Source organism: Streptomyces sp. NPDC002324, assembly GCF_053593335.1.
Genome location: NZ_JBSFCF010000027.1, coordinates 84,016 through 110,822, shown reverse-complemented (window position 1 = coordinate 110,822; position 26,807 = coordinate 84,016). Strand labels below are relative to the sequence as shown.

Genomic DNA, 26,807 nt, shown 5'->3' with positions numbered 1-26,807 from the left:
GACCAAGCGGATCGCGCGCCAGATGCACGGACGAGCAGGCTTCACCCACCTTCCAGCGCATCCTCCTCAGACCGGAGTGTTCTGCGGCAGATCCGCGAGCTGACCGATGTCTGGGGCTTCGAGAAGTTGTTCGGCCCAGATGGTCTTTCCGGTCTGGCCGTAGCGGCTGCCCCAGCGTGTGGTGAGCTGGGCGACCATGAAGAGGCCGCGGCCGCCTTCGTCGGTGGTGCGGGCGCGGCGCAGGCGGGGTTGGGTGTTGCTGGAGTCGGTGACCTCGCAGACGAGCACCTCATCGCGGATGAGACGCAGGCCGATGGGTCCCCCGCCGTAGCGGACGGCATTGGTGACCAGTTCGCTGACGACGAGTTCCGTGGTGAAGGCGGTCTCTTCCAGCCCCCAGGCAGCCAGTTGGCGCATGGCTGCCTCTCGGGCGTCGGCAACGATGGCGGGATCGGCGGGGAATTCCCAGGCGGCGACGGCCTCTGCCGGCAGGGCCCGGGTTCGGGCGAGGAGCAGGGCGATGTCGTCGCGGGGCGGGGGGTCGCCGGCGTCCGCCAACAGGGCGTGGCCGGTACCGTCCAGGGAGCGTTCCGGGAGGTAGCAGGCGGGCAGGCGGTCGCTCAGGTGCCGGAGAGCCACATCCGGATCTTGGTCGTCGCGTGTGGTCAGCCCGTCGGTGTACAAGGCCAGGACGCTGCCGGGTTCAAGGTCGACGGTGGTGGTCTCGAAGGGCATGGCGCCGACGCCGAGCGGGGGTCCTGGGGAGACCTTGAGCACGTGTGTGGTTCCGTCGGTCCGGAGCAGGACGGGGGGCGGGTGGCCGGCGCTGGCCAGGGTGCAGCGGCAGTCGATGGGATCGTAGACGGCGTACAGGCAGGTGGCGCCGACGCTGTCCCGGTGTTCCGGAGCGGCCTCGGCGGCGAGCCGAGCGACGAGGCCGTCGAGACGGGTGAGCAGTTCCGTGGGCTCGAGTTCCAGGTCGGCCAGGGTTTGGACGGCGGTGCGCAGGCGGCCCATGGTGGCGGTGGCGTGCAGGCCGTGGCCGACGACGTCGCCCACGACGAAGGCGGTTCGCAGCGAGGGCAGTGGGATCACGTCGAACCAGTCGCCGCCGATCTCGGCTCCGCCGCCGGCGGGCAGGTAGAAACCCGCGGTCCGGGCCGCCGGGGTGTCGGTGGTGGCGCGCGGCAGCAGGCGCTGCTGCAGGGCAACGGCCACCCGGCGCTCGCGGGTGTAGCGGCGCGCGTTGTCCACGCTGATCGCGGCCTTGGAGGCGAGCTCAGCCAGCAAGGCCGCGTCGTCCTCGTCGAAGGGCTCGGGCCGCTCGGTACGCCACATCGCGACGTTGCCGAGCACGAGACCGCGCGCGAACAGCGGAGCCCAGAGGGACGAGTGCCCGTGCTCGGGGGCGAGCAGCCGGAACGCTTCCGGGTCGTCCCTGAAGGCGTTTCTCATCGTCTCGTGGTCGATGATGACGGCCTCACCGCGCTGGTAGCGCCACAGATGGGACCCTTCCGGCGTCCGGGGAATCGTCGCTCCCGGCTGAAGGAGCGTGGCGGGGTAGGGAGCGGAGTCCGCGGCCACCGCTACCCGGCGTAGGTTCAGATATCCGCTGAGGATCTTGGGGGGCTCCTCCCCCAGCAGGACGGCCTCGGAGAGATCCACCCAGGCCAGGTCCGCGAGGGCGGGGACGAGGACGTGCGCCAAGTCCTGGGCAGTCTGGTTGACGTCGAGGGAACCGCCGATCCGGGCGGCCTGGTGGAACACCTCGAGCCGACGGCGGGAGCGCTGCTCTTCCACGGCGTCGGTGTACAGCGTGGCCACCCCCGTCGGGTTTCCCCGGGCGTCTTCGAGGCGGACGGCCGACAGCGAGACGCACCGCTGCCGCCCCTGAACCTGCGGAGAGCGCATCGGCTGCTCGTGCCCGATCAGCGGCACCCCCGTCTCCAGCACCCGGCGCAACGCCGCGTACGGCGGAGACATCACGTCCGCCGGCCGTCCCCCCAGCGGCAGGGCGGCGCCGGCGAACATCCCGGGCGTGATATTGGTCCGCACAAGCTTCAGATCCATGTCATGGATGCCGATCCCGATCCGGTCCTGGGCGAGCAGCGCCCGTCCGAGGGCCGAGTCCTGTTCCGACGTGGTCACGGAACCGATGGGGACCGCCAGAACGAAGATCTCGGTGCACGCCTCCAGCGGCAGCGCCCGGAAGTCGACCTCGACCACGCCGCCCGAACGGTGCCGCAGTACCGCCCGGCCCGCCACAGGCATGATGACCTTGCCGCGCTCGGCCCGGCAACCCGCGGAGCCGTCCGCGAGCAGGTACCCGACCGACTTCCCGCACACCTCCGCTGCCGTCCGGTCCAGCATGTCGACAGCCGTCCGGGACCACCGCAACACAACCCCGTCCTCGTCCAGCAGGGCCGTCGCGATGCCGTCCGGCAAGGACAGATCAGGGCCGACATGCTGGTAGGAGGCACTCATCTCTCGCTCCCATCGCCTGGTGAGGCTACGCCCAGTATGGGCGACTCAGGCAGGACCCTGCGAGGGCGGCACTGGGACAGCGCGCATCACGAAGTCTTCACTGCCGACTGCCGAGGCCCTTCACGATCCGCGCTCCGCTCTGCAAACACAGCTCTCGTGGGAGGGCTCCAGGATTCCCCCTTGAGCCTCACCTCCGAGGCGGGTACGTTAGCTGATTATTGAGTACCCCAAAGCGTACCCCGAGGAGGTGCATGGCCCCGCAGCCGACCAGAAGCGCCGAGCATGCCGGCGCTCGGGTCAGTGAGCTCGTCGAGGTCGCGCAACGCGCTCAACGCCTCTCCCGTCGACGCACTCACCGCCGCACTGACCGAGGCCGAACAGGATCCCTCGACCAGCGCAGTCCTGGTCACCGGGTCGGGGCCGAGCTTTAAAGCGTCTCCGAGGTGCCGCTGCGCCACACCGGCGACCCCACCGACATCGCCGAAGCCGCCGCCACCTCTGCTCAACCGACCGCTGGCTACGTCACCGGCGTCGCCCTTGACGTCGACGGCTGCCTCGGCATCGGATCCTCCGTCCGCTGAGCCCCGTCGATCCCCGCCATGTTCGGAATGCGGCCCCCACAACGCGCCATACGGGCTGGCTGCCAACAGTTCAGCCCCCTGTCAAAGGAGACACATGCGCCACATCGAGATTGAGTACGACGTTCCCGTGCCGATGCGGGACGGCACCGTGTTGCGAGCGGATGTCTACCGCCCGGCAGGTGAGGGCCTGTTTCCCGTCATCGTGCAGCGCACGCCGTATGACAAGTCGGTCTCGGTCGCGGACGTGTTGCTCGATTTCCGGCTCGCCGCGCGGAACGGGTACATCGTCGTCAACCAGGACACCCGTGGGCGGGCCACCTCCGACGGTGAATGGGTGCCCTGGAAGTACGAGCGGGAGGACGGGTACGACACGATCGAGTGGGCCGCGTCCCTGCCGGGCAGTAACGGCAAGGTGGGCATGGTCGGCGGGAGCTATCTCGGGTCCACCCAATGGAGCGCCGCGATCTCCGGCGCCCCGCACCTGGTTGCGATCACACCGTCCATCACGTGGGCGGACCCGGCAGACGGTCTGCTCTTCCGTGGGGGTGCGATCGAGCTGGGCGTCAACGCGCTCTGGGGTGCTGTCACCGCGCTGGGGCAGTACCCGAAGGAAGGGCTCCCGGTCGAGGAGCTGATGGGCAGGATCGGCGCGGCCATGGCTGATATCGACGACCTGGCCACCGTCGGCTACTGGGGGCTGCCGTCCGGAAACCTGCCGGTGACCGTCCGCACAGGTCAGCCCGACCTCGGAGTCACCCGCGCGCTCGCCGACCCGGCGACCCTCGCCGAGTCACGTGTCTCCGATCACTACGCCAAACTGGAGGTGCCCAGCCTCAACATCGCGGGCTGGTACGACATCTTCGGGCAGGGCAGCCTCGACAACTACATCGGCATGCGCGCTCACGGCCGCGTCGCCCGGCTCATCGTCGGTCCGTGGCACCACGCCCTTACGGTGAGTGACACCCTCGGTCCGGGCAAGGTCGGAGAGGTCAACTTCGGTCTCGCGGCAGCGGGCCCGTTCGGCAAGCCCCTAACGGATGTCCATCTCGAATGGCTGGACCACTGGCTCAAGGACGGACCCGCGACGTCGGCCCATGAGTCAGGTGTGATGATTTTCGTGATGGGTGTCAACCAGTGGCGCCTCGAAGAGGACTGGCCACTCGCTCGCGCGAGGGACACCGCCCTCTATCTGGGCGAAGACGCGACCCTGTCCTGGGAGTCGCCGACCGACGAGAACGCCGAGTCGGACTTCACCTACGATCCAGCCGACCCTGTGATCACCCGTGGCGGCAACCTCGTCATGTCGAGCGAGTTCCCCGCAGGCACCTTCGATCAGCGCGTCACCGAAGAGCGTGACGATGTGCTCGTGTTCACCACGCCACCGCTGGAGGCCGACGTCGAAGTCACCGGGCACGTATATGCCACGCTCTTCGCAGCAACGGACGGTCCGTCCACGGACTGGGTGGTCCGCCTGTGCGACGTCGACGAGAGCGGGGTGTCCCGCAACATCGTCGACGGCATCACCCGCGTGAAGACCGACCCGTCGCGCATCGACAAGATCGAGGTCGACCTGTGGTCCACCTCGAACGTGTTCAAGGCGGGGCACCGCATCCGCGTCCAGGTGACCTCCAGCAACTTCCCGCGCTGGGACCGCAACCTCAACACCGGCGAACCGGTGACCGAAGGGACGACCGCGCGCGTCGCCCGGCAGCGCATCTTCCACGACAGCACACGGCCGTCACACATTCGGCTCCCCATCGTCGCCGACTGATCGGTGCGAAGTGAAGGACCGGGAGGCCCGGTTCCCGGTCCTTCATCAGTGGCGTCCACCAAGGTGGTGTGCGAACGGATTTGTGACGGGGCCGGCCCCGAGACGCGGGCCAAGGTGCGACGTGAGATCGACGAGCTCGGCTGTCGGCCGCAGGCGGGAGCCAGACCCTGCGCGGGCTGACCCACACCATCGACATGCTGCTGCCGACATCCGCAATCCCGTCCTCCCCCGACCTACTCGACGGCATCACGCACACGCTGGAGAACACGGAGTACCAGGTGCCGGCGGGGCGCTGCTGCAACGGCCAGAAGGCCGACCGGGTCACGTGTTCTGCAATGGCGCTTGTCCCTGCCCGAGGAGTGGGCCTCGGACACCGCTCGTCGGGCTCTCACCCGCATCCCGGCGGACGTCACGCACCACGCGAAAGTCACACGGCGGGCTGCCGGGTTCACCGAAGGACGGTGACGCGCAGGGGTGCCCGGAAGGACAACAGATCCAGCATGGGTGATTCGGTCCCACCCTGCTCCAGCCGCACTTCCGGCAGGCGATCGGCCGCCGCCCGCAGGGCCACTGCCGCCTCTGTGCGTGCCAGGGACGCTCCCGGGCAGCGATGCCGGCCGACGCCGAACGCGAGGTGGTGGCGGATGTTCGTCCGGTGCGGACGCATCCGCTCCGGGTCGGGGAAGATCTCCGGGTCGGATCCGCTGCCCAGCGGCATCAACAACAACTGGGCTCCCTCCGGGAGGTCACGTCGCCCGGTACGGTCGCGCACGCGGTGATCCGGCGCCAGGTGACCGGCGGTTCGCGTCGCAGCACCTCCTCCACCCAGTCCTCGGCCAGACCCGTCTGCCGAGCCACGCGCTGCCACAAGCCGGGCTCGGTGAGCCCTCGCTGCAGCACTGTGGCGAGGAGTTGCCCGGTGGTGGACTGGCCCGCGATGAAGACGAAGAAGCAGGCGGCCACCGCGGTCTCGACGTCCAGCGGCTCGCCGCCCGGCAGACGGTGGCGGGCCAACGCCCCGATGAACGAGCTGGGCGGGGCTGTGTTACCGCGCACCGTGTCGGTCAGCCACCGATGGAACTCCCCGACGGACTCCGCCAGTTCCAGTTGCCTTTCCAGTGGGGGCCTCCCCCAGAACAGCTCCAGCGACGCATCACTCCAGCGAATCAGGGTGGCAGGGGCAACCCCGTGGATGCCGAGGAGTTCCATCAGCACCCGGCAAGGCAGAACCTGGGCGAACGAGGTGAACAGCTCGCAGCGGCTGGTGGCGTCGAGCTCCGAGCGCGCTCTGTCGATCAACTCCTCGGCGACGCGCCGGATCATCGGTACGGCTGCGGTGACGCGCTCGGCGTTGGAGAACCGGGTCACCACGCGGCGCAGTCCGGCGTGGCTGGGGGTGCCGTTGTAGGCGAGCGCGGGTGGGAGTGTGAAGCCGGCCCGGAAGCGAGAACCCGCAGCACGGCGACCGGCAAGGCGTGACGGCGCGCAGGGCGTTGTCCGGATGGAACACGGCCGGGTCGAGCAGTACCCGGCGCACATCGTCGTAACGGCTGATAAGCCACAGCCCGGTGGCGGCGTCGTGGTGCATTGGAGACTCGGACCGCAGGGCAGCCAGCCAGGGGTACGGGTCACGGACGAAGCCGTCGCCGAACAGATCGAGCATGCCGAACGGGTCACGGGCGCCGCGGGGCAGCCCCCAAGCCGGTGCCGACAATCGCGCTGTCGGGTGCGGAGGCATGCGATGCCGGGGAAATCACGGCCGGACGCTAAACACGCCGCGCGCACAGCCCCCGGTTCAGTGTGCGCCTCATCACTCGATCACGCGCTGGAGTCCGGACAGCCGCACTGCGTCGACTACCGCCGCCGCTCCGGTCGTCAGCCGCGCACGATGTGGAAGGCAGGCGATCGAGCGACATGGGCTCTCACCGCCCGGTACCACCCTCGACGAGGCGTCGCGGCGAGGGGAGCAGGGCATCGATGTCCTGGCCGGTCGGCTACGTCGTCTCACGGTGGATGAGGGCGAAGATGTCGGCCGCGCCGGGCCGGCTCGGCGCAGTCGGGGGTGGAGCGCCGACCATCGAGAGGACGCTTGAGGCGAGATTGTCGGCTGCTGCGGTGAGGTCCATCCCGATGGTGGTCAGGGCTGGTACGGAGAGGGAGCTTACGGGGAGGTCATCGACGCCGACGAGTGCCAGGTCGTCCGGGATGGTGATGTGCTGCATGCGGCAGCTCGCCAGGACGGCGAGAGCGATCAGGTCGTTGAAGGCGGCCACTGCTGTGACCGGGGTGGTGCCCTGCGTCCACTCGGCGACGGCGTTCCGGGCACTGTCCCGGGAGTAGCGCATGCTGACCACCTGCGGCGCGGGCAGGCCCAGGTCGCTGCACGCTCGGGTGGCTCCCCGCAGGCGCGGTCGGCAGAAGGGGAGCTCTCGGGGGTCGTCCAGCGCGGCGTAGCCGATGTGCCGGTGCCCGCGTGCCGCGAGGTGCTCGATCTGCAGGCGTCCGATGTCTTCCTGGCTCAGTCCGGTCAGGTGGGTGCCGTCCGGTGTGAACACACCGTCGATCAGGGGGATTTCCGCTCGATGCAGTGACTGCGTGTCGTCGGGGGACAGGCTGCCGAACGCGACGACCACCGCCGGCTGGACGTGCTGCCACAGCTCGGCCAGCGGCGTCGTGGTCCCGGCGTGGTGCAGGTACACGCAGGTGTAACCGGCCTCGCCCAGTGATCGGCCGAGGGCCAGTTTGAACTGCTCCATGGCCTCGGCGACGGGGAAGTCCGGAACCACGCAGAGCACGACCTTGCTACGGCCCTTGCGCAGCGCACGGCCGGCCCCCGACGGCACGTAGCCGAGGCGCTTCGCCGTGTCCAGCACCCGTCGGCGGGTCTCCGCGGAGAGGCCGTGCTCGTCCCTGCCGTTGAGCACGAAGCTCACAGTGGTCTGTGAGACCCCGGCCTCGCGCGCCACATCCTTGCTGGTGACCCTTGGCAACGCCCCTCCCCGAACCCTTGCCACACTTTCGGACACAGGCTACGGTACGGCAATCAGCCACCTAATACGTATTAGATCGCTGCATTGGTTGCCGCAATGGCCTGCAGGGGATGGACGCCCCTCACCTGATTTGCCCGAGCCGCCCACCCCAACTGTTCACCGTCCTCGTACGCGCCGACGGGGTGGATCCGCACGAAGAGAGATCTGTCATGGACGACACGATCCCCGTCAGCACTGACACCACACCCGGCCGCGTTGCGTCCGCCGCCGATCCGGTCTCATGACCACGGCACTTCCGCGTCAAGCCGCTTCGACGCCCCCGAGCCTGGCTGCTCGCGCCACGGACCGGTCCTGACCCGCCCTGACGGTTGCCGGGCACTCGCCGTGACCACCAGGCCGAGCAGGCCTACCGACGCCTGCCCGCAGTCCCCACACAAGTGACAAACGCGTGTCAGCACGCGACTCGTGGCCCAGTTATGACTTCCAGGAGAAGACGCATGAACCGCAAACCATTGATCGCGCTGCTTGCCGCGTCAGCGCTGGCGCTCGGCACAACAGCGTGCGGCGCCGGCAGCGAACGGGGGGACGGATCGGAGCGCACCAGCGCGAAGGAGTTGCGCATCGGCCTCTCGTTCGGGCCGTTCACACTCGACCCGGCCAAGGACGCCGGCGGAGCGCCGAACGTGATGCGTTCGCTGACCAACGAGTCCCTGTTCCGCATGAACGCCGACTACACCGCGAGCCCGGCTCTGGTGAACGACTACAAGTACGTCGGAGACGGGAACAAGGTCTTCGAGTTCACCCTCAAGAAGGGGATCCGCTTCACCGACGGAAGTCCGCTGAACGCGGCGGCGGTCAAGACCTGGCTGGAGTATTACGCGAAGCAGCCAGGGCCGTTCACCTCCACGCTCTCGATCGGCTCCATCCAGGCCAAGGGCGAGTACACGGTCCGGCTCAACCTCGCCTCGCCGTCCCCGATCGTGCCCCTGCTCCTGTCCCAGTACGGAAACCGGGGCGCCCTCTCGAGCCCCAAGTCCGTCGCCGACCCCGACAGCCTGGCGAAGGGCACGTACGGCGTCGGTCCCTACGTCCTGGATCCCGCCCAGTCCGTGACCGGCGACCACTACACCCTCGTGCCCAGCAAGCACTACCACGATCCGTCGGCCGTCCGTTTCAAGAAGGTGACCGTTCGTATCATCCCCAACCCGTCCTCGATGTTGCGCGCGTTCCAGTCCGGGCAGATCGACTTCGGCAACCTGGACCCATCCACCGCGCCCGCGGCGGAGAAGGCGGGCGTGAAGGTGATGCACTGGCGCAGCGGCACCATCGCGGTGACGCTCGCCGACCGCAACGGGACAGCCACCAAGCCGCTCGCGGACGTCCGGGTACGACAGGCGCTGAACTACGCCATCGACCGTGAGGCGATCACCAAGGCGATGGTCGGCGAGTACGGCCGGCCCACATCCCAGTACCAGACCGAGCACACCGACCCGGCCCTGGAAGACCGCTACCCCTACGACCCGAAGAAGGCGAAGGCGCTGCTCGCCAAGGCCGGCTACCCGAACGGGTTCAGCATGGCCGTGGTGGACCCGGGATCCATGGTCGGTAACTGGGGCGACCCGACGATGCAGACGGTCGCGAAGTACTGGGAAAAGGTCGGCGTCCGCGTCAAGGTCACACAGGCGACCACTGACTTCATCCAGCAGGCGCTCTCGAAGAAGTTCGCCGCGATGCAGTGGGCACCGGACACCTCCCCGACGTCGATCGCGTACTCGCTCCTGTATGGCCCCAAGGCCTCGATGAACCCCTTCGGTGCTTCGAACGCCAAGATCGACGCGCTCTACGACAAGGGTCAGACACAGCAGGGCGACCAGGCAGCGAAGACGTTCAGAAAGCTCGACAGCATGGTCACCGAGCAGGCCGTCCATGTGCCGATCTACGAGTACCACATCCCGTGGGGCATGAACGAGCACATCACCGGAGTCAGGAAGACCTGGGTGGTCTTCGGCGCCGACCTCGGTTGGAAGGGCTGACGATGGCCGACTCGTCGGTTGACGCGATGGGAGCGCCGCTCACGCGCTCCCCTCGCGGGCGCGCCCTCCGCAGACGCGGCACCGGAGGTGGCAGGCTGACCTCGCTGCTGGCCCGCCGCATGGTGACGGCAGTCCCCTTGCTGCTCGTGGTGTCGAGCTTCAACTTCCTGTTGCTGTCGCTCACCCCGGGAGATGCCGCACGGCAAATGCTCGGAAGCAGTGGCACACCGGAACAGTACGAAGCTCTGCGTCGGCAACTCGGGCTCGACCTCCCGGTCCACGAGCAGTACGAGCGCTGGCTGAGCTATGCGGTCTCGGGTGACTTCGGCAACTCGATCACCAGCGGCACTCCGGTCCTGGAATCGATCATGAGCCGAGTGCCTGTCACCATGTCGCTCATCGTCGGCTCTCTGCTGGTGAGCGTCGTGGTCGGCGTCGGCCTCGGCGTGTTCAGTGCCGTTCGTGGTGGGGTGATCGGCAGGGCGGTCGACGCGCTCGCTCTCCTCAGCTGGGCGCTGCCGGTCTTCTGGGTCGGCTCCGTGCTGGTCGTCGTTTTCGCCATCAAGCTCGAGTGGTTCCCCGCGCTGGGCTACGTGCCGTTCACCGAATCGCCCCAGGGCTGGGCCCGATCGCTGGTGCTGCCGGTGGCCGCACTCTCCCTTGGCTCCGTTGCCGCGGTCCTGAAGCAGACCCGGGAAGCCATGCTCGACGTGCTCGGAAGCGAGTACATCAGGATGGCCGCCGCCAATGGGATCAGCCGGACCTCACTGATCTATCGGCATGCGCTCAAGAACGCCGCCATCCCGGTCGTCACCGTCCTGGGTATCCAGACCGTTGGCCTGCTGGGCGGCGCGGTTCTCATCGAGAGCGTCTTCTCCGTGCCGGGCCTTGGTTCGCTCGTGGTCAGCTCGGCCCTGACCCACGACATTCCGATGGTCCAGGCCGTCGCGGTGTTCTTCACCGTGGTCGTCATCATCGTCAACCTGTTGGTCGATCTCGCCTATGGGCTGCTCAACCCGAGAGTGAGCGCAGCATGACTGTGACCGTGCCTGCTGCCGAACTTTCGGCATCATCCTCCGTGGCGCCCCGCTTCGTGCGCCGCCTGATGCGACGGCCGCTGGCCATCGTGTGCGTGGCGTACCTGGCGATCCTCGTCGTGATCGCCATCGCCGCCCCGATACTGATGCCACATGTCGGGACCGAAAGGGCGGGCGATCTCGCAACGTCCCTGCACGGCCCGAGCGCCGCTCACCCCCTTGGCGTCGACAGCCTGGGCCGCGACGTCCTCCAGCGGCTGCTGGTCGGCACCCGGGTCACGTTGGTCGGCGTCGTCGAGGCGATGGCGGTCGTCCTGGCGCTGGGCATCCCCATCGGGCTCGTGGCCGGCTACGTCGGCGGTAAGGCCGACCGGGCGATCATCTGGCTGGCGGACCTCGTGTTGTCGCTGCCGGCGATCATCCTGGTCATCGTCGTGCTGTCGGTCTTCCCGCAGAGCACGGCAGCCGCGATGGTGACTCTCGGTGTCCTGGCCGCGCCGGGTCTCGTGCGCGTCGTGCGAGCCGCGACACTGCCGGTGCGCGAACAGCTCTACGTCGCCGCCGCCCGGGTGTCCGGCATGTCGCGGACCTACATCATCACCCGGCACGTGCTGCCGCGGGTCATGGGACCCATCGTCGTGCAGGCATCCTTGTTGGCGGCAACTGCCCTGCTGGTGCAGACCGGGCTGGCCTTCCTCGCCCTCATCGCCGCCCCACCCGAGCCGAGCTGGGGAGGGATGGTCGCGGACGGGGTCGGCGCCCTCTTCCAGCAGCCCTGGCTGATCTGGCCGCCCGGCCTGGCGATCGCGCTGACCGTGCTGGCGTTCGGACTTCTGGGCGACGCGGTCAGGGACGCCGGCACGGAGGGCTGGTCTCCGAAGTCCGCCCTCCCGCTGGGCGACAGGCACCGAAGCGCGCCCACGCGAGCCGCCGCTGTCGTTCCCGCGAGCACGAACGACAGTCTGCTCTCGGTCCGCGACCTCACGGTGTCCTACACCACACCCGCCGGCCCCATACTTGCGGTCGACGGTGTGACCTTCGACATCGCCCGGGGAGATACCGTCGGAGTCGTCGGAGAGTCCGGCTGCGGGAAGACCACGACGGCTCTCGCCGTCATCGCGCTGCTAGGCGGCGGCGGACAGATCGACTCCGGACACGTCCTCTTCGACGGCAGGGACCTCGCGGCCCTGTCGGAGTCCGAACTCCAGGCCGTCCGCGGTACCGAGATCGGCTACGTCTCCCAGGAACCGATGGTCGCGCTCGATCCCGCCTTCCGGATCGGCTGGCAACTCGCCGAAGCCGTCCGGATCAACACCGGAATGAGCCGCGCCAAGGCCAAAAGACGCGCCGTCGAACTGTTGGAACAGGTGCAGCTCCCCGAGCCCCATCTCGTGGCTCGACGCTACCCGCACGAACTGTCGGGCGGCATGGCCCAGCGCGTCGTCGTCGCGCGTGCCCTCGCCGGGGAACCGAAGCTCCTGATCGCCGATGAGCCGACCACCGCCCTTGACGTCACCATCCAGGTGGAGATTCTCGATCTGATGCGCACACTTCAGCGCGACCGGGGCATGGCGATCATGCTGGTCACCCACGACCTGGGCGTGGTCGCCGACATGTGCGACCGGGTCGTGGTGATGTACGCCGGCCAGGTCGCCGAACGCGCCGACGTGAAAGAGCTGTTCGGCAACCCACACCACCCCTACACCCGGGCACTGCTCGCCTCGAATCCGCACAACCAGCACAGCTCGGCGGTGCTGCCCACCATCCCGGGGGCGGTCCCCATGCCGGGCTCGTGGCCGCAGGGCTGCCACTTCCAGTCAAGATGCGCACACGCCACCGACCAGTGCGGCAGCGGCGGGATTCCCCTCCTCCAGATCGGTGCCTCCCACGAGGCCCGCTGCCTCTACGCCCACCAGATCGAAGGTGCATGACGTGAACGACGAGACGAACCTCCTCGAAGTCCGCGATCTGTCGGTGCACTTCCGCCGCGGCCACGGCTCACCCGCCCTGCGAGCCGTCGACCGGGTGAGCTTCTCCGTGGCCGAGCGGGAGACACTGGGCGTCGTGGGCGAATCAGGCTCCGGCAAGACCACCATCGGCCGGGCCGTGCTCGGTCTGGTGTCGCCGACCGACGGCCAGGTCGAGTTCGCGGGCGAGGACATCACTCGGGCCGACCACAAGCGACGTCGTGCGCTCAGCCGCGACCTGCAAGTGATCTTCCAGGATCCGTACAGCTCCCTGAACCCGACCCGAACCGTCGCTCAGACGCTGGGCGAGTCGCTGCTGGCGGAGAAACTGACCGGAGACGAGGTCCGCAACCGGGTCACCGCCATGCTCGAGCGCGTCGGACTCCCCGCGACCGCCGCGGACCGTTACCCGTCGAGCTTCTCCGGCGGCCAGCGGCAACGCATCGCCATCGCCCGGGCTCTGGTCGCACAACCGCGGCTGGTGATCTGCGACGAGCCGGTCAGCGCGCTGGACCTCTCGGTCCAGGCCCAGGTGCTCAACCTCCTCCGGGAGCTGCAGGACGAGTTCGCCCTCGGCTACCTGTTCGTGGCCCATGACCTGGACGTCGTCCGGCACCTCTCGCACCGCATCATGGTCCTCTACCGCGGACAGATCATGGAGCAGGGACCCGCCGACACGGTCTACGCCGCGCCGATGCACCCCTACACCAGGACCCTGCTCGAAGCAGCGCCCGTCCCGGACCCGGTGCGCCAGGCAGAACGCCGCCTGCGACGTGTGCGCACGGGTGACAACACCGGCCCCGTCTCCGCCGCAGGATGTCCCTTCGCCAGACGTTGCCCACACGCGGCCCCGCTGTGCCACGCCGAACGGCCAGCGCTCGAACAGACCCCGGCAGGCACGACCGTCGCCTGTCACCGGTGGCGAGAACTCAGCACCGCACCGACGGCGGTGGCGGCCGCATCGACGCCTTCCGTGCGCTGAACAACGCCGTCGCCGACATCGCACGCACTCCGCCTGTCGAACCCGGACGGAGGCTCAAGGTCCCCACCGGTCTGCCCCAGCTCACGGCCCCGGCCACCGCTGGCTCACTCATCGGGGCTTGGCGGCCGCGGCTCGCGTTTCCTCGTCAGCGGCGCGTCCGCCCTGGTCCCGCCGGTCCGCCGGTCCGCCGGCCATGGGCATCCACTCGATCCGATAGCCGAACGGAACCTTCCATGACCATGGTCACCACGCCCGCAGGGGTGTCACTCAACTACGACACCTTCGGCGATCCCGGCCGCCCCCCGCTGCTGCTGATCCAGGGCCTCGGCGCCCACATGCTCGGATGGCACGCCGATCTGTGCCGACAACTCGCCGACGCCGGCTTCCACGTCCTCCGCTTCGACAACCGGGACGTCGGCCTGTCGCAGAAGTTCCCGCGAGGCGGCTACACCCTGGCCGACATGGCGGACGACACCGCGGGCCTCCTCACCGCGCTCGACATTCCCGCAGCGCACATAGTGGGACAGTCCATGGGTGGCATGGTCGCCCAACAGCTCGCACTCGACCACCCCAGGCGAGTGCTGACCCTCGCCCTGATCTACACGGCGCCCAGCACGGACTTCATCGCCGGGCGCGACCTGGTCGACGAGCGGACCCACCGTCCCCGGGCCCGCGATCGCGACGAGGCGATCGCGCTGTACCTGGACAACGAAGCGGTGTGCGCCTCACCCGGATACCCCCAGGACATCGCCTGGCTGCGCGAACTCGGCGGCCAGATGTACGACAGGGACTACGACCCCGACGGCGTCGTGCGTCAGGTGGAGGCGCTCGACAACTCTCCCGACCGTACGCCTCACCTGCACCGCATCACCGTGCCCACCACGATCCTGCACGGCGACGGCGACCGCTTGATCGATCCCGGTGGGTCCACGGTCATGCACGAACTGATCGCGGATTCGAAACTGATCGTTCACCGCGCAATGGGCCATGAGCTTCCCCGTCCGCTCTGGCCTCTGATCATCACCCAGATCCGGGACAACACGGCACGAGGGAGTGCGTGACATGACAGCAGTACAGGTGGAAGGACTCGTCTCCAGCGGATTCGAGGCGATCGCGGACGCCTTCGCCGACAACTTCCGGCAGCGCGGCGACACGGCCGCCTCCTGCGTGGTGTACGCCCAGGGAGCGCCGGTGGTGGACATCTGGGCCGGGCAGACCGCCCGGGGCTCCTGGATGCCCGACACCCGCACCGTCATGTTCTCCGTCAGCAAGGGCGTCACCACCGTCTGCCTGCTGATGGCCGCCGAGCGCGGCCTGATCGACCTCGATGCCCCGGTGGCCAAGTACTGGCCGGAGTTCGCCGAGAACGGCAAGGAGGCGACGACGGTACGGCAGCTTCTCGCGCACCGGGCCGGCCTGGTGGCACCCGTGGCGGATATGACGGTGGAGGACCTGCGCGCCTGGCAGCCGGTGGCGGACGGGCTGGCTCGGCAGGCGCCGGCCTGGGTCCCGGGGACCGAGTACGCCTACCACGCGCTCACCTTCGGCTGGCTGGCCGGCGAGGTGCTGCGCCGGGCGACGGGACTGCGGCCCGGTCAGTGGCTGCGCAAGCACGTGGCAGCTCCCCTGAATCTGACGATGACGTACGGCGCCGATCCTGCGTCAGCCGATTTCCACCCCCTGGCGGACCCGCTGCCGATCACCGACCCCGAGGCCGCCGCGTTGCTGGCCGCGGCTTTTGCGTCACCGATGGTCGAACGCTCGATCAGCCTGGGCGGTGTCTTCGACGCCGCCAACCTCGTCCCGTCCAGCAACGGAGAGGCATGGCTGTCAGTCGAGATACCGGCGGGCAATCTCGTGACCAACGCCCGCAGCCTGGCGCGGCTTTACGCGGCCACAGTGGGCGAGGTCGACGGAGTCAGGCTCCTGGGCCCGGACGTCGTCCGAGATGCCCGCGCGGTTCGCTCCGAGGGCCGTCCGTTCGTGGGGCCCGACGCGGGCGGTCGCTGGGGCACCGGCTTCATGATCAGTTCGACCCAGCGGCCGATGGCCGGCCCAGGCAGCTTCGGCCACGACGGCTTCGGCGGATGCCTCGGCTTCGCCCACCTGGAATCAGGCATCGCGTTCGCCTACCAGACCGCGCGGCCCGGTGGCCTGCCCGACGATCGAGCCGACGCGCTCTGCCGCGCGCTGCGCGCCTGTCTGTGAACCCGACCCCTACATGTCACATGCCGAAACCGTCCACCGAAGAACCGGAAACCAGGCCATGACCACGACACTCCCACGTCACACCACTCTGGCACCCCCGAGCCTGGCCACTCGCGCGACGGACCGGGCCCTGACCCGCCTGATGCGGTTGCCGGGCACGCGACATGGCTACCAGGTCGAACGGAACCTTCCGACGCCCGCGCGTGACGGCGCCGTCCTGGTGACGGACCACTACGCCCCCGTCACCGGCCGACCGAAGGGCACCGTCCTCCTGCGCACCCCGTACGGGCGCGGCTTTCCGCATGACCTGGAGGCCAGGGTCTACGCGGGCCATGGCTATCACGTCGTGCTGCAGAGCTGCCGCGGCACGTTCGGCTCCACGGGAACCTACTACCCGATGGAGAACGAAGCCGACGACGCCCAGGACGCGGTCGCATGGTTGCGCACCCAGCCGTGGTTCGACGGGCGGCTCGCCACCTCCGGGGGGTCCTATGTGGGCTGGACCCAGTGGGCGCTGCTGATGGACCCGCCCCCTGAGCTGCGCACGTGCTTGATCGCCGTGGCACCGCACGACATGCACAACGCGGTTCACGGAGGCGGAGCGTTCCACCTGGGCGACTTCCTGCCCTGGGCGGAGACGGTCGTCCATCAGGAGAAGTACCCCGGGCTGCGGGGCGTGACCCGGCTGCTGACCCTGAACCGGCGACTGGCCCCGGTCTTCGGCGCCCTCCCCCTGGCCGACGCGGCCGACGCGGCGACCGCGCACCGCGCGCAGTGGTTCCGGGAATGGCTGACGACTCCGGACCCCGACGATCCCGTGTGGGACCGGCTCAAACTCGACGACGCCCTTCAGCGGGCAAACATCCCGGTGCGGCTCGTCGCCGGCTGGCAGGACCTCTTCCTCGACCAGACCCTGCACCAATACCAGGCGCTGCGTGCGCGCGGAGTCGACGTCTCGCTCACCGTCGGCCCCTGGACCCACCAGGAACTGGGCCAAAAGGGCATGGGGCGCCTGCTCCGCGCCAATCTCGAATGGCTGGAGACGCACCTCGCCGACGAAGCGCCGGCACACCCACGCTCCACACCCCCCGTCGAGGTGTACCTCACCGGGCAGGGCGCCTGGCGACACCTGGCCGAATGGCCACCGGAGGCCCGCGAGACCGTGCGCTACCTGCAGTCGGGCGGCAAGCTCCTGGCCGACGAACCGAGCAGCGGCGCGCCGTCCACATACGTCTACGACCCGGCGCACCCCACGCCGACCCTCGGTGGTCCACTGCTCGTCCCCGGCGGTGGCGCCAAAGACAACGCCGCTCTGGAGAGCCGCTCCGATGTGCTCACCTTCACCACCGACCCGTTGACCGCGCCGCTGGAAATCATGGGCACACCCGTCGTCGAGCTGGCGCACAGCAGGAGCAACCCGCACGCCGATGTCTTCGTACGGCTCTGCGACGTCGACCCCAAGGGCGTGTCCCGCAACTTCGCCGAAGGACTCCTCCGCCTGGACCCCACCTCGCCCCTCGACCAGGTGCAGACCGTGCGTGTGCGGTTGGACGCCTGCGCACACGAGGTCAAGGCCGGACACCGGATCCGCCTGCTCATAGCCGGTGGCTCCCACCCCCGATACGCACGCAACGAGGGCACCGGCGCAGCGCCCGGCACCGGAAGCGAGTTGGAGCCGTGCACGCACACCATCCACCACGACACCGGCGCGATCTCCCGCGTGCTCCTGCCGACGCCGTCCAGGTGATGACACGGTCGGCCGCGGCCAGCGCCGCGTGAAGCTCATCGAGGGTCAGTTCGGTGCAGGAGGCAGGGCTGTTCGGCTGCTGGCGCCAGGAGTCGGCCAGCATGCCGGCGTCGTAGCCGGTGTCGTTCACGAGCCGTATCGCCACACGCCGCGCCTCCTCAAAGTCGCCGGTGACGGGGATGGCGAGGCGGCCGGGCGTTCCGGCCGGAACGCCCCGGGTGCGCTCAGGAGGGCAGCGCGGTTGCGCTGGACGTCCGCGCGGGGCTTGCGTCCCCGCTGCTCACCGGCGCTCATGCACCCTCCTGCCTGCCGTGATCCTGCGGCCGCATCAAAACGGATGCTTCCTCCGTAAACCTGGCGAGAGAGAAACGGAGGCGGCATCCGATCAAACCGGCGACCCCGACCACGGAGTCCGGACAGTCCAGGGGGCCCACCTGTCTGGCCGCAGAGCGCAGGACAAGAGCCGTGCGGAAGCGGGTGCGCGGGGTGCCGCCGGTCCCGACGCCTTCCGGCGTCCTGGACCGTGAACCGCATGCATCACGAGCGCCCCTGACCGGATTCGGCACACAGGTCTCCAGCTTTTCGGCCCCTCCCGCGCCGAGCCCGGCCGGTCCCCGGTCCAGGACGTCAGGGGGTGAGCTGTTGGTGTCCGATGACGGAGAGCAGTTCGAGTTTGCTGTGGCTGTCCGTGCCGGGGCGGGTGGTCAGCACCACCAGGGTCTGGGCGCGGTTCTCGGTGAACAGGAGCTGGGCGTCGACGTCGACGCGGCCAAGTTCGGGATGGAGGAGGGTCTTGCAGTCGTCGTAGCTTTGTGCGACTTCCTGCAGTTCCCACATGCGGACGAATTCGGGGCTGTGTTCCTGGAGTTCGGCGAGGATCCGGGCGGCTCGGGGGGTGTCGCTGCCGGCTGTCAGCGCGGCCCGCAGGCGTGCTGCATGGGCGCGGCCGTGGTGTTCGTGGACCTCCTCGGGATACACCAGACGCTCGGCCGGGTCCATGAACCAGCGGTAGTAGCCGCTGCTGGCCAGACCGGTGTGGCGGGTCTGGTCGCCGAGCAGGGCGACGGCCAGGGGGTTCATCGCGAGGGTGTCGAGCAGGTCGGTCTGCACCAGGGCCGGGGAGTCGTCCAGGCGGTCCAGGACCCGCATCAGGGTCGGGCTGACGTGTTCGGAGCGGTGGAAGCGGGCCGGGGCGTTGTGGCCGATGAGGGCGAAGAGATGGTCGCGTTCGTCCAGGGTCAGCCGCAGTGCCCGGGCGAGGGAGGTGGTGATCTGGACGGAGGGCTGCGGAGCACGCTGTTGTTCCAGCCGGGCGTAGTAGTCGGTGGACATGCCTGCTAGTTGGGCGACCTCCTCGCGGCGCAGCCCCTGTGTACGCCTGCGCGGCCCCTCGACCAGCCCGACGTCGCGGGGCCGCAGCGCCTCACGTCGGTGGCGCAGGAATTCCGCCAGTTCCTTCTTGTCCATGCCGTCCATCCTCGCCGCATCCTGCCCGGCTATCCAGAGACTGCCGATCCATGGCTGAGCCCTCCCCTCCCCTCCGCGAAGCCGCTCGTACGGCCGACGCGAGGGGCGCGCGCAGCGAGACGCCCCGATGACCACCTACCCCAGCGTGACCCGCTGGGCAATTCACCGCCTGTCAGCGATACGCCGCAGGCCGTCGGCATGGAAGGCGGCCTGCGGCGACGCTCTCCGTCGAGGACTCCTGACGCTTTGGACGGGCCCCGGGCCTCGTCGCCCGGCCCGGCCGATAGGACGAGGTTCGTAGTGTGACGGCCCTCGCGTGCTGTTGTTTCCCGTCGGAAATAGCAGGTCGGTCAGCTGCCGGCGATCATGGCGAGGACGTCGTCGTAGGAGCCGGTGGCCACTGCGTCGCGGATGAACCTAGCGCGCTCGACGACAATCTCCTTCGCGTCGGGCTTCTCGCGGAGCAGGTCGAGGGCCTCGGTGAGGAAGTCGTCCAGCGGCATGGCGTGTTCGCTGTCCTGCTGGCCGAGCAGGGTGGTTTGCACGCCCGGCGGGACCATCTCGATCACCTGGACGTCGGCGTCAGCGCCGACGAGCTGGATGCGCAGGCTCTCGGAGAAGGAGTGCAGCGCGGCCTTGGTCGCGCTGTAGGTCGGGGTGCTCTGATAGGGGACGAACGCCAGCGCTGAGGTGACGTTCATGACGACCGCGTCGTCCTTGCCCGCGAGGAGGGGCAGGAAGGCGTACGTCATCCGGATCGTGCCGAGCAGATTGGTCGCGACGTGGTCCTCGGCGACTTGGAGTTCGGCCGGGTCGAGGAGGTTCTCCCGCTGCATGATGCCGGCGTTGTTGACGAGGACGTTCAGCCCCGGGTGGCTCGCTGCCACAGTCTCACTCGCCCGGGCGATCGAGTCGGGGTCCGCGACATCGAGGACGAGGGCGTCGATGCCCGGGTGCTCGGCCGTGATCTCGTCGAGGAGTTCCTTGCGCCGGCCGGCGACGATCACCTTGTTGCCGGCCTCGTGCAGACGCAGGGCCAGGCCGAGGCCGATACCCGAGGTTCCGCCGGTGATCAGGATCGTGTTGCCGGTCATCTTCATGGGGGACTTGCTCCTTCGGTACGGCGGGCCGGTGAGCGCCCGCAGCCTCGACCGTAGGCGCGCCCGCTAAGGGGCGGGAGAGGACCGCTTATCCATGGACCGGCACTCCCTGGCTGAGCCGCAGACGACGCTCCTGCCGGTCAGCGCCTCCAGAGCGGGCGTAGCGAGCCACCGGTAGGAGAACCCGGTGGCCAGGAGCACAGCCTGTGCGGTAACGGTGGGTCCGTCGTTGCACCGCAGCACCCGCGCGGACCTGGGCCGGCTCCAGCATCCGCTGGCCTCCGCGGCAGCTCTGCTCCGCGTGAACAACCAGCGCCTTCCCATCTCTCGGCACCGACAGCCCATGGCCCTGGGTCAGCTGCCGGTCACACATCGAACGCCCTGGACCGAACGCAGACGAGTCACCAGCCGCAGACTCCGATGACGCCCAGGCACTGTCGTCGTGTCACCGCGGCCCACCTGTACGACGAAACCGGCTCTGTGACGAACTCGCCGGTAAACCCCTCGACCTGGACATGGCTGCGCCGTCTAGCCTCGCGCTTTCACAGGGTGGAGTGTCCCAGGCTTGATCAAATAAGAGCGACCGAGGATAGGGCCCGAGGGCTGCGTGAGCCCAGGGGTCTCATTTCGATGGAATTGCTCTACTGGTCCTCGCCTGTCCTGTCGGAGGTTCCCCTCTCCGGCATACCGCGCGGGTGCACCCCGTCGATGACGAGTGTCAGCAGGCGGTCAGCTTCGGCTGCGCCGTCTTGGTCGTGTTCGGTGGCCAACGCGATGGCTCCGACGAGTTTGAGTAGTTGGGTGATGGTGACGTCGGGGCGTACGGCCTGAGCCTGGTGAGCGCGCGCGAGTAGTTCGCTGCCGGCGTTCACGATCATCGTGTGGCAGGTGTCCCCCAGAGCCGGATCGCCGGCACCGGGCATAAGGGATGCCCCCAGACCCCTGTTGGTCACGGCGTGGGTGCCGACGGCCTGGAGCCAGGTGACGAGCGCGGCGCCCGGGTCGGGCTCGACGGCCAGATCATGCGCCTTGGCGCACAGCGTCTCAACCCGGTCTTTGAAAACGGCCTCCAGCAGCGCCTGCCGGGAAGAGAAGTGCCGGTGCAGTGTGGCTGAGCCGACCCCGGCATGCCGGGCGATCTCCTCCAGAGAGGCTTCGGCACCGTGCTGAGCGACGACAGCCCCGGCCGCGGCCAGGATCCGCTCGTAGTTGCGCCGTGCGTCGGCGCGCATGGGTCTCTTCGGCGATTGCGGCACGGTGGCCCCTTGGGACACGGGAACTCCTGACGGCTTGCTAACCGGGGTGGTCCTCCATATTGTATCGAGCATCAACCGGAGGGCCACCCCACTTAAGGGAGGTTCTCCCTGGTGTGCGCGAAATCCAGGAGAGACAGTGGAGTTGACGGACAAGACCATCGTGGTGACAGGTGCGACTGGCCTGCAGGGCCGGGCGGTGACCAGGCATCTGCTCGCCGGTGGCTGGCAGGTGCGCGCGCTCACGCGCACTCCTGAGGGGGTGCCGGCGAGGGCCCTGGCGAGTGCCGGAGCGCAGATCGTACGCGCGGAGATGGAGGACATCGCCTCTCTCGTCGACGCCGCCGAAGGCGCCTACGGCCTGTTCAGCGTCCAGCCCACGGTGGGTTCCCCCGGCACGGCACCCGACTTCTCCGCCGAGGACGAGGTCCGCTGGGGAATGAACATCGCCGAGGCCGCCCAAACCGCCAACATCAAGCACCTCGTCTTCAGTTCGATCGCCGGCGCGGACCGCCATGACAGTGAGACGTTGCCGCAGAACCTGATCAGCAAGTGGCGGATCGAACAGCACCTCGCGAAGCTCGGCCTGCCCACCACCATTCTGCGACCGGTCTCCTTCATGGAGAACTACACCGGTGAATACGCCCTGCAAGGCGGCAGCCTGATCTCGGGCATCGCCCCGGACGTTGCGCTGCAGATCATCGCCGTGGACGACGTCGGCGTCGTCACCTCGCTGGCCTTCTCCCGGCCCCAGGAGTGGATCGGGCGGACGACGGTCCTGGCCGGCGACGAACTTACCCCGGTCCAGATCGCCGCCCACATCGAGACGGCCATCGGACGCCCGCTGCCGTACTCCCAGATCCCGGTGGAAACGATCCGCGCCGTCAACGAAGAGTTCGCATTCGCCCACGAGTGGCTGGGCGAACGCGGCTACCGCGCCGACATCACCGCCACACGACGGATCCACCCCGCTGCGATGGACTTCCCCACCTGGCTGCAGCGAACCGGTGCAGCCCAGATCACAGCGTTCCTGGACGCCCATCCCGCAGAGGCGCATGACGCGTGAGCGGCCAGCGGCCCGACCTCGGGCGCATCGGGATCTGGGCAGGCGAACTCGACAACTGCACGGCGGCCGGTGCCCGCGAGGCCGTGACCACGATCGAGGACCTCGGCTTCGACACCTTGTGGTTCCCCGAGACAGTCGGGCGGGAAGCGATGGCCCAGGCCGGAATCCTGTTGTCACAGACCCAGCGGATCGTAGTGGCAGCCGGCAGCACCGATATCTACGCGCGTGACGCCGTGACGACCGCCGCCGCACAGCGCACCCTTGAGGAGGCTTTCCCCGGACGCTTCCTGCTCGGTCTGTGGGACAGCCACCCCAGCCTCGCCGAAGATGTCCGCGGCCACCGCTTCGGCCCCCCAGTGCCCACTATGCGCGCCTACCTCGACGCGCTGGACGCCGCCCCGTTCGGGCCGCCCGCCACAGCAGCCTCGCCACACCGGGTGCTCGCGGCCCTGGACCCCGGCATGCTCGCACTCGCCGCCGAACGAGCCTGGGGTGCAACCCCGTTGGGCATGCCGGTCGAGCACACACGCAAGGCCAGAGCCGTGCTCGGACCCACCGCGCTCCTGGCCGTCACCCAGCTGTGCGTGCTGGGCCCAGACCGCTCGCACACCACCGCACTGGCCCGCACCACAGCAGCGGCCGCCCTGCCCAACCGCCGCACCCTGCTGCGCGACCTGGGGTACAAGGACGTGGACGCGCTCGGCGACCGACTCGTCGACGCGATCGTGGCCCACGGCACCGCCGAGGACATCGCCGGCCGCATCCATGAGCACCTTGCCGCCGGGGCCGACCACGTCAGCCTCCACCTCCTCACCACCGCGCCCCACACCCCGCCCACACGACAGTGGCAGGAGCTCGCAGCACACCTCCTGCCCTGAACGGCGCGGCCCTTTCGCCGAGCAGCAGAGGAGATGTCTTGCCTGCCGTGCCGTCATCTCTCCTTGAGCCTCTCTGGGAGCAGTTCTCGGCTCTCCTGCCCGAGCGACCCGAGTTCGACCCCTCGCATCCGCTGGGCTGTCACCGTCGACGCGTGCCAGACAGGATGGTGTTCAAGCTGGTCGTCGAAGCATTGGTACACGGCTCTGGCTACGAACGAGTCGCCACCGCCGACTGCTCGGACTGGACCATCCGCAACAGGCTCAAGCAGTGGAGCAACCTGGGGCTGGCACACGAACTGCACCGCATCGCACTGACCGCGTACGACAAGATGATCGGCCTGGAGCTCTCCGAGTTGTCCGTCGACGGCTGTCACACCAAGGCCCCATGCAAAGGCAACAAGGCAGGACCATCGCCAGTCGACCGGGCCAAGCAAGGGCTCAAGCGGTCCACCTTGGTCGACGGCGCCGGAATACCGCTCGGTCTGGCCTCAGCCGGCGCCAACCGGCACGACTCCGTCCTGCTCGAACCGACCATCAACGCAGCCAGGCGCCAGGTCGGGACCCTACCCATCAATGCCACCGTGCATCTCGATTCCGCCTACGACGGCAAGCCCAGCCGCCGGATCCTCGACGACCACGACCTCATCGGCGAGATCGCCCGCAAGGGCGTGCCCGCTCCGATCCAGGTCGGCATGCGCTGGGTGGTTGAACGCACCCAATCGTGGATGAACGGCTACGGCAAAATCCGCCGCTGCTTCGAACGCGACGGCCGCGTCGTCGACTTCTACCTATATCTCGCCGCCGCGTTCGTCACTGTGCGCGCCTTGATTCGACGTGCGAGAAAGCTCTACCGGTGGCGGAGCCGCCCAACTGCACGTCGGCTGGGGTGATGCCTATCCTCGGTCGCTCTTATTTGATGAAGCATCGGACACCCAACCTCGTGAAAGCGCGAGGCTAGTATCTCTCCAAAGTCCTTGGGAGTGTGAGAGAGCGCGAACGATCAGGCTCCTGACAAGCCAAGGAGCGCGTCGGCGTTGCCATGAGCGATCCGCGCCCGATCGGCGGGAGAAACCGGCAAGCTGTTGAGGAACGCCGTGGCCTCGTCATTGGGGCTGTACGGATAATCGACCGAGAAAAGAATGCGATCCGCACCGAAAGCGGTCAGGGCGGCAAGGAACGCGGATTGGTCGAAGAAACCACTGGTCGTGATCCACACCTGATCCAAGATGGTCTGCGATACGTCCCGCTTCAGCCCGATCGCCGTTCCCGGTCCGAACATCGCATCGACGCGCTGGAGCATCATCGGCAGCAGCTCGCCCATATGGCCGATGATCAGCTTCAGATCCGGATTTCGGTCGAGCGCACCCGACACGGCCAGGCGCAGAATGTGAAGCCCCGTTTCCGCATGCCAGCCGAAACCGGCATTGGACAAGATGAACGCGGTAAAGTCCGGCAGCCCCTGGAAGTAGATGTCGCGCACCACACGTGGCGCGGGTCCGGGATGAATATAGAGGGGGGCGCCGATGGCCTCGGCACGCGACAGGATCGGAGCGAAGCGCGGGTCGTCGAGGAACAGTCCGTCGGTGGTCCCGTTGATCGAGGCGCCGCGGAAGCCCAATCGGGTCACGCACCGTTCTAGTTCGCCCGCGGCCGCCTCGGGATCCTTCATGGGGAGGTGCGCGAACGCCGCGAACCGATCCGGATGCCGTGCGACGACCTGGGCCAGTCGGTCGTTATAGTCGCGCGCAAGGCTCACACCCTCCTCACCGGCCAGCATCTCGGCGCCCGGGCCCACGGCCGACAGCACCTGCATGGTAATTCCGGCTTCGTCCATCGAGCCGATGCGTTCCTGCTGCGTATCGTCCAGGGCCCGGTCGAGCGCACTCGCCGCCTCGTCTGCATCAGAGGGCGCCCATCCGGCCGGCACCCATCCGGATGCAGCGACGTCCGCAGCGGAAATCCTCTGCGCCAGATCAGTGAAAAGGACATGTTCCTCTAGAGCAACGATGCGCATGATCTTGTTCTCCTTCCAATTGGAATGTGAGTGCGACACAAGGGGGCGGCGCTCGGCGGTCAGCGGCTCGGCTCGTAGGTGAGTTGCTTGACATGCCGCAGGGTCAGGGCGGTTTCCACGGCCTGCGCTCCGTCGAGGCCGCCGATCTTCTTGCTGAGGTATGCGTAGAGCTCGCTAGTGCTCGATGTGGCGACGGTGGCAAGGAGGTTGGCCTGGCCAGTGGTGGCGCCGGCGAAGCGGACCTCGTGGTGTTCGGCCAGCTTCCGTCCGGCGGCGTCGAGTGCGGAGGGGGCGACGGTGAGCCAGAGCATCGCGCTGATGCCGTGTCCGAGGGACTCGCGGTCATGCTGCACCTTGAAGTAGAGGATGCCCGTGGAGCGCAGACGCTCCAGGCGCCGCTTGACAGCGGACTCCGACTGGCCGGTGCTGGTCTGCAATTCACTGAAGGTTGCCCGGCCGTCGCGCCGCAGCACGGCGAGCAGCGCCTCGTCCGCTCCGTCGAGAGTGATGGGGGCGGCTACCGGTTCGCTGTACGGGAGACGCAGTGCCGCCTCCTGGTCGGGATCGAGCGCTTGAGTCTTGTCGAGCCAGCCGAGGGGACCGCCGTAGAAGGTGTGCAGCAGGCAGTGGGCGCTGACCGAAAGGACCTGAGGCGTGCGTTGCAGGCGGTCGAAGAGCAGTTCGTCGCGGTCCTGTCGGCTGCGGGGTTCCATGGCACACAGCACTTCGGTGCCGCCGGAGATGAGATCGACGTGTGAGGTGTCGGGGCGCCGGGCCAGCGCGGTGGCCAGTTGTTCGGCCACGTCGGGAGTGCAGCGCAGCCGGACGATCCAGCTCTGGCGGCCCAGCAGGCTCTCGTCGGTCATGCCGACGATCCTGAGTCCGGCGGTGGTGCGCAGTTTTCGGAAGCGGCGGGCGACGGTCTGGTCGGATACTCCGAGGATCTCGGCGATACGGCTGAACGGCGCCCGCCCGTCCACCTGGAGCGCGTGCAGCAGTTTCAGATCAAGCGCGTCGGGTGAAGGGGACTGCATTGATGGCTCCTGTTGCGAGCGGGTTTTGTTCACGTCGTGTCGTACGACAGCGCTGTGTGGCCCGGGACGGGAAGGGTCCGGTCCCGGGCCACTGTGCGGCGCCGTGCCCGTCCCCACGGACGGCGCCGGTACCGGCGCGGTGACTGTCCGCTCCTGAGCCCGTGCCGGTACGTCTGGTGTTACCTCGGTGGAAGG

The 26,807-nt window shown here is 68.6% G+C and carries 21 protein-coding genes and 1 pseudogene; 13 read left to right on the top strand and 9 right to left on the bottom strand.

The window, feature by feature from the left end:
• Positions 1–66 precede the first annotated feature (66 nt).
• Complete coding sequence (locus ACWCRJ_RS29870) at positions 67–2,484, bottom strand: SpoIIE family protein phosphatase (RefSeq protein ID WP_450942206.1); 2,418 nt, start codon at positions 2,482–2,484, stop codon at positions 67–69.
• Positions 2,485–2,927: 443 nt separating this feature from the next.
• On the opposite strand from ACWCRJ_RS29870, the gene ACWCRJ_RS29865 reads away from it, so the two are divergent.
• From ACWCRJ_RS29865 to ACWCRJ_RS29855, 3 genes and pseudogenes are all read left to right on the top strand, one after another.
• Positions 2,928–3,065, top strand: coding sequence for a hypothetical protein (locus ACWCRJ_RS29865; protein ID WP_450942205.1), 138 nt, complete (start codon positions 2,928–2,930; stop codon positions 3,063–3,065).
• A gap of 94 nt (positions 3,066–3,159) precedes the next feature.
• Complete coding sequence (locus ACWCRJ_RS29860; protein WP_450942204.1) at positions 3,160–4,836, top strand: CocE/NonD family hydrolase; 1,677 nt, start codon at positions 3,160–3,162, stop codon at positions 4,834–4,836.
• 279 nt (positions 4,837–5,115) lie between these two features.
• Positions 5,116–5,301: pseudogene (locus ACWCRJ_RS29855) on the top strand (transposase); the annotation flags it as partial.
• Here ACWCRJ_RS29855 and ACWCRJ_RS29850 read toward each other — a convergent pair.
• The 3 genes from ACWCRJ_RS29850 to ACWCRJ_RS29840 all read right to left on the bottom strand — a co-directional run bounded on the left by ACWCRJ_RS29850 (position 5,285) and on the right by ACWCRJ_RS29840 (position 7,826).
• Positions 5,285–5,554, bottom strand: a complete 270-nt coding sequence (locus ACWCRJ_RS29850; RefSeq protein ID WP_450942227.1) for a cytochrome P450 — start codon at positions 5,552–5,554, stop codon at positions 5,285–5,287. The pseudogene ACWCRJ_RS29855 and the gene ACWCRJ_RS29850 sit on opposite strands and share 17 nt — an antisense overlap.
• Complete coding sequence (locus ACWCRJ_RS29845) at positions 5,554–6,207, bottom strand: hypothetical protein (protein WP_450942203.1); 654 nt, start codon at positions 6,205–6,207, stop codon at positions 5,554–5,556. Before ACWCRJ_RS29845 ends, ACWCRJ_RS29850 begins: the two co-directional genes overlap by 1 nt.
• Positions 6,208–6,830: 623 nt before the next feature.
• A complete protein-coding gene (locus ACWCRJ_RS29840) occupies positions 6,831–7,826 on the bottom strand; it encodes a LacI family DNA-binding transcriptional regulator (RefSeq protein ID WP_450942202.1) in 996 nt (331 codons plus the stop codon).
• A gap of 497 nt (positions 7,827–8,323) precedes the next feature.
• Between ACWCRJ_RS29840 and ACWCRJ_RS29835 the strand changes: the two genes are divergently transcribed.
• The 7 genes from ACWCRJ_RS29835 to ACWCRJ_RS29805 all read left to right on the top strand — a co-directional run bounded on the left by ACWCRJ_RS29835 (position 8,324) and on the right by ACWCRJ_RS29805 (position 17,800).
• On the top strand, positions 8,324–9,859 hold the full coding sequence (locus ACWCRJ_RS29835) for an ABC transporter substrate-binding protein (RefSeq protein ID WP_409105782.1): 1,536 nt from the start codon (positions 8,324–8,326) through the stop codon (positions 9,857–9,859).
• 2 nt (positions 9,860–9,861) lie between these two features.
• A complete protein-coding gene (locus ACWCRJ_RS29830) occupies positions 9,862–10,896 on the top strand; it encodes an ABC transporter permease (RefSeq protein ID WP_409105783.1) in 1,035 nt (344 codons plus the stop codon).
• Positions 10,893–12,827: a dipeptide/oligopeptide/nickel ABC transporter permease/ATP-binding protein gene (locus ACWCRJ_RS29825; protein ID WP_450942201.1), complete on the top strand. Its 1,935-nt coding sequence runs from the start codon at positions 10,893–10,895 to the stop codon at positions 12,825–12,827. The genes ACWCRJ_RS29830 and ACWCRJ_RS29825 overlap by 4 nt, the downstream gene beginning before the upstream one ends.
• A 1-nt stretch (position 12,828) precedes the next feature.
• Complete coding sequence (locus tag ACWCRJ_RS29820) at positions 12,829–13,845, top strand: ABC transporter ATP-binding protein (protein ID WP_409105785.1); 1,017 nt, start codon at positions 12,829–12,831, stop codon at positions 13,843–13,845.
• Positions 13,846–14,078: 233 nt separating this feature from the next.
• Positions 14,079–14,906 (top strand): alpha/beta fold hydrolase, encoded by an 828-nt coding sequence (locus ACWCRJ_RS29815; RefSeq protein WP_450942200.1) that lies wholly within the window; start codon positions 14,079–14,081, stop codon positions 14,904–14,906.
• Between the two features lies 1 nt (position 14,907).
• Positions 14,908–16,053 carry a serine hydrolase domain-containing protein gene (locus ACWCRJ_RS29810; protein WP_450942199.1) on the top strand — a complete coding sequence of 382 codons (1,146 nt, stop codon included), beginning with the start codon at positions 14,908–14,910 and terminating at the stop codon, positions 16,051–16,053.
• Between the two features lie 58 nt (positions 16,054–16,111).
• Positions 16,112–17,800 carry a CocE/NonD family hydrolase gene (locus tag ACWCRJ_RS29805; protein ID WP_450942198.1) on the top strand — a complete coding sequence of 563 codons (1,689 nt, stop codon included), beginning with the start codon at positions 16,112–16,114 and terminating at the stop codon, positions 17,798–17,800.
• 627 nt (positions 17,801–18,427) lie between these two features.
• On the opposite strand, the gene ACWCRJ_RS29800 is transcribed toward ACWCRJ_RS29805, so the two are convergent.
• From ACWCRJ_RS29800 to ACWCRJ_RS29790, 3 genes are all read right to left on the bottom strand, one after another.
• Positions 18,428–19,267 (bottom strand): helix-turn-helix transcriptional regulator, encoded by an 840-nt coding sequence (locus tag ACWCRJ_RS29800; protein WP_450942197.1) that lies wholly within the window; start codon positions 19,265–19,267, stop codon positions 18,428–18,430.
• 350 nt (positions 19,268–19,617) lie between these two features.
• Positions 19,618–20,367, bottom strand: a complete 750-nt coding sequence (locus tag ACWCRJ_RS29795) for an SDR family oxidoreductase (RefSeq protein WP_450942196.1) — start codon at positions 20,365–20,367, stop codon at positions 19,618–19,620.
• A 641-nt stretch (positions 20,368–21,008) separates the two neighbouring features.
• Positions 21,009–21,599 carry a TetR/AcrR family transcriptional regulator gene (locus ACWCRJ_RS29790; RefSeq protein ID WP_450942195.1) on the bottom strand — a complete coding sequence of 197 codons (591 nt, stop codon included), beginning with the start codon at positions 21,597–21,599 and terminating at the stop codon, positions 21,009–21,011.
• Positions 21,600–21,759: 160 nt separating this feature from the next.
• Here ACWCRJ_RS29790 and ACWCRJ_RS29785 point away from each other — a divergent pair, with 160 nt between their 5' ends.
• Genes ACWCRJ_RS29785 through ACWCRJ_RS29775 form a run of 3 tightly spaced genes read left to right on the top strand, consistent with a single transcriptional unit; the run spans position 21,760 to position 24,454 of the window.
• Positions 21,760–22,686, top strand: a complete 927-nt coding sequence (locus ACWCRJ_RS29785; RefSeq protein ID WP_450942194.1) for an NmrA/HSCARG family protein — start codon at positions 21,760–21,762, stop codon at positions 22,684–22,686.
• Positions 22,683–23,564, top strand: a complete 882-nt coding sequence (locus ACWCRJ_RS29780; protein WP_450942193.1) for a TIGR03620 family F420-dependent LLM class oxidoreductase — start codon at positions 22,683–22,685, stop codon at positions 23,562–23,564. Before ACWCRJ_RS29785 ends, ACWCRJ_RS29780 begins: the two co-directional genes overlap by 4 nt.
• Before the next feature lie 38 nt (positions 23,565–23,602).
• A complete protein-coding gene (locus tag ACWCRJ_RS29775; RefSeq protein ID WP_450942192.1) occupies positions 23,603–24,454 on the top strand; it encodes an IS5 family transposase in 852 nt (283 codons plus the stop codon).
• 110 nt (positions 24,455–24,564) lie between these two features.
• Here the strand turns inward: ACWCRJ_RS29775 and ACWCRJ_RS29770 are convergent, their stop codons facing one another.
• Positions 24,565–25,578: an amidohydrolase family protein gene (locus ACWCRJ_RS29770; RefSeq protein WP_409105794.1), complete on the bottom strand. Its 1,014-nt coding sequence runs from the start codon at positions 25,576–25,578 to the stop codon at positions 24,565–24,567.
• 59 nt (positions 25,579–25,637) lie between these two features.
• Positions 25,638–26,612 carry an Lrp/AsnC family transcriptional regulator gene (locus tag ACWCRJ_RS29765; RefSeq protein ID WP_409105795.1) on the bottom strand — a complete coding sequence of 325 codons (975 nt, stop codon included), beginning with the start codon at positions 26,610–26,612 and terminating at the stop codon, positions 25,638–25,640.
• Positions 26,613–26,807: the final 195 nt, after the last annotated feature.

What these genes read in the sequence shown, in the direction of transcription:
- ACWCRJ_RS29815 (WP_450942200.1), top strand. Translation starts at nt 14,079, where the DNA reads ATGACCATGGTCACCACGCCCGCAGGGGTGTCACTCAACTACGACACC.
- ACWCRJ_RS29810 (WP_450942199.1), top strand. Translation starts at nt 14,908, where the DNA reads ATGACAGCAGTACAGGTGGAAGGACTCGTCTCCAGCGGATTCGAGGCG.
- ACWCRJ_RS29835 (WP_409105782.1), top strand. Translation starts at nt 8,324, where the DNA reads ATGAACCGCAAACCATTGATCGCGCTGCTTGCCGCGTCAGCGCTGGCG.
- ACWCRJ_RS29790 (WP_450942195.1), bottom strand. Translation starts at nt 21,599, where the DNA reads ATGCGCGCCGACGCACGGCGCAACTACGAGCGGATCCTGGCCGCGGCC.
- ACWCRJ_RS29850 (WP_450942227.1), bottom strand. Translation starts at nt 5,554, where the DNA reads ATGCCGCTGGGCAGCGGATCCGACCCGGAGATCTTCCCCGACCCGGAG.
- ACWCRJ_RS29795 (WP_450942196.1), bottom strand. Translation starts at nt 20,367, where the DNA reads ATGAAGATGACCGGCAACACGATCCTGATCACCGGCGGAACCTCGGGT.
- ACWCRJ_RS29800 (WP_450942197.1), bottom strand. Translation starts at nt 19,267, where the DNA reads ATGGACAAGAAGGAACTGGCGGAATTCCTGCGCCACCGACGTGAGGCG.
- ACWCRJ_RS29825 (WP_450942201.1), top strand. Translation starts at nt 10,893, where the DNA reads ATGACTGTGACCGTGCCTGCTGCCGAACTTTCGGCATCATCCTCCGTG.
- ACWCRJ_RS29805 (WP_450942198.1), top strand. Translation starts at nt 16,112, where the DNA reads ATGACCACGACACTCCCACGTCACACCACTCTGGCACCCCCGAGCCTG.
- ACWCRJ_RS29870 (WP_450942206.1), bottom strand. Translation starts at nt 2,484, where the DNA reads ATGAGTGCCTCCTACCAGCATGTCGGCCCTGATCTGTCCTTGCCGGAC.
- ACWCRJ_RS29830 (WP_409105783.1), top strand. Translation starts at nt 9,862, where the DNA reads ATGGCCGACTCGTCGGTTGACGCGATGGGAGCGCCGCTCACGCGCTCC.
- ACWCRJ_RS29860 (WP_450942204.1), top strand. Translation starts at nt 3,160, where the DNA reads ATGCGCCACATCGAGATTGAGTACGACGTTCCCGTGCCGATGCGGGAC.
- ACWCRJ_RS29770 (WP_409105794.1), bottom strand. Translation starts at nt 25,578, where the DNA reads ATGCGCATCGTTGCTCTAGAGGAACATGTCCTTTTCACTGATCTGGCG.
- ACWCRJ_RS29765 (WP_409105795.1), bottom strand. Translation starts at nt 26,612, where the DNA reads ATGCAGTCCCCTTCACCCGACGCGCTTGATCTGAAACTGCTGCACGCG.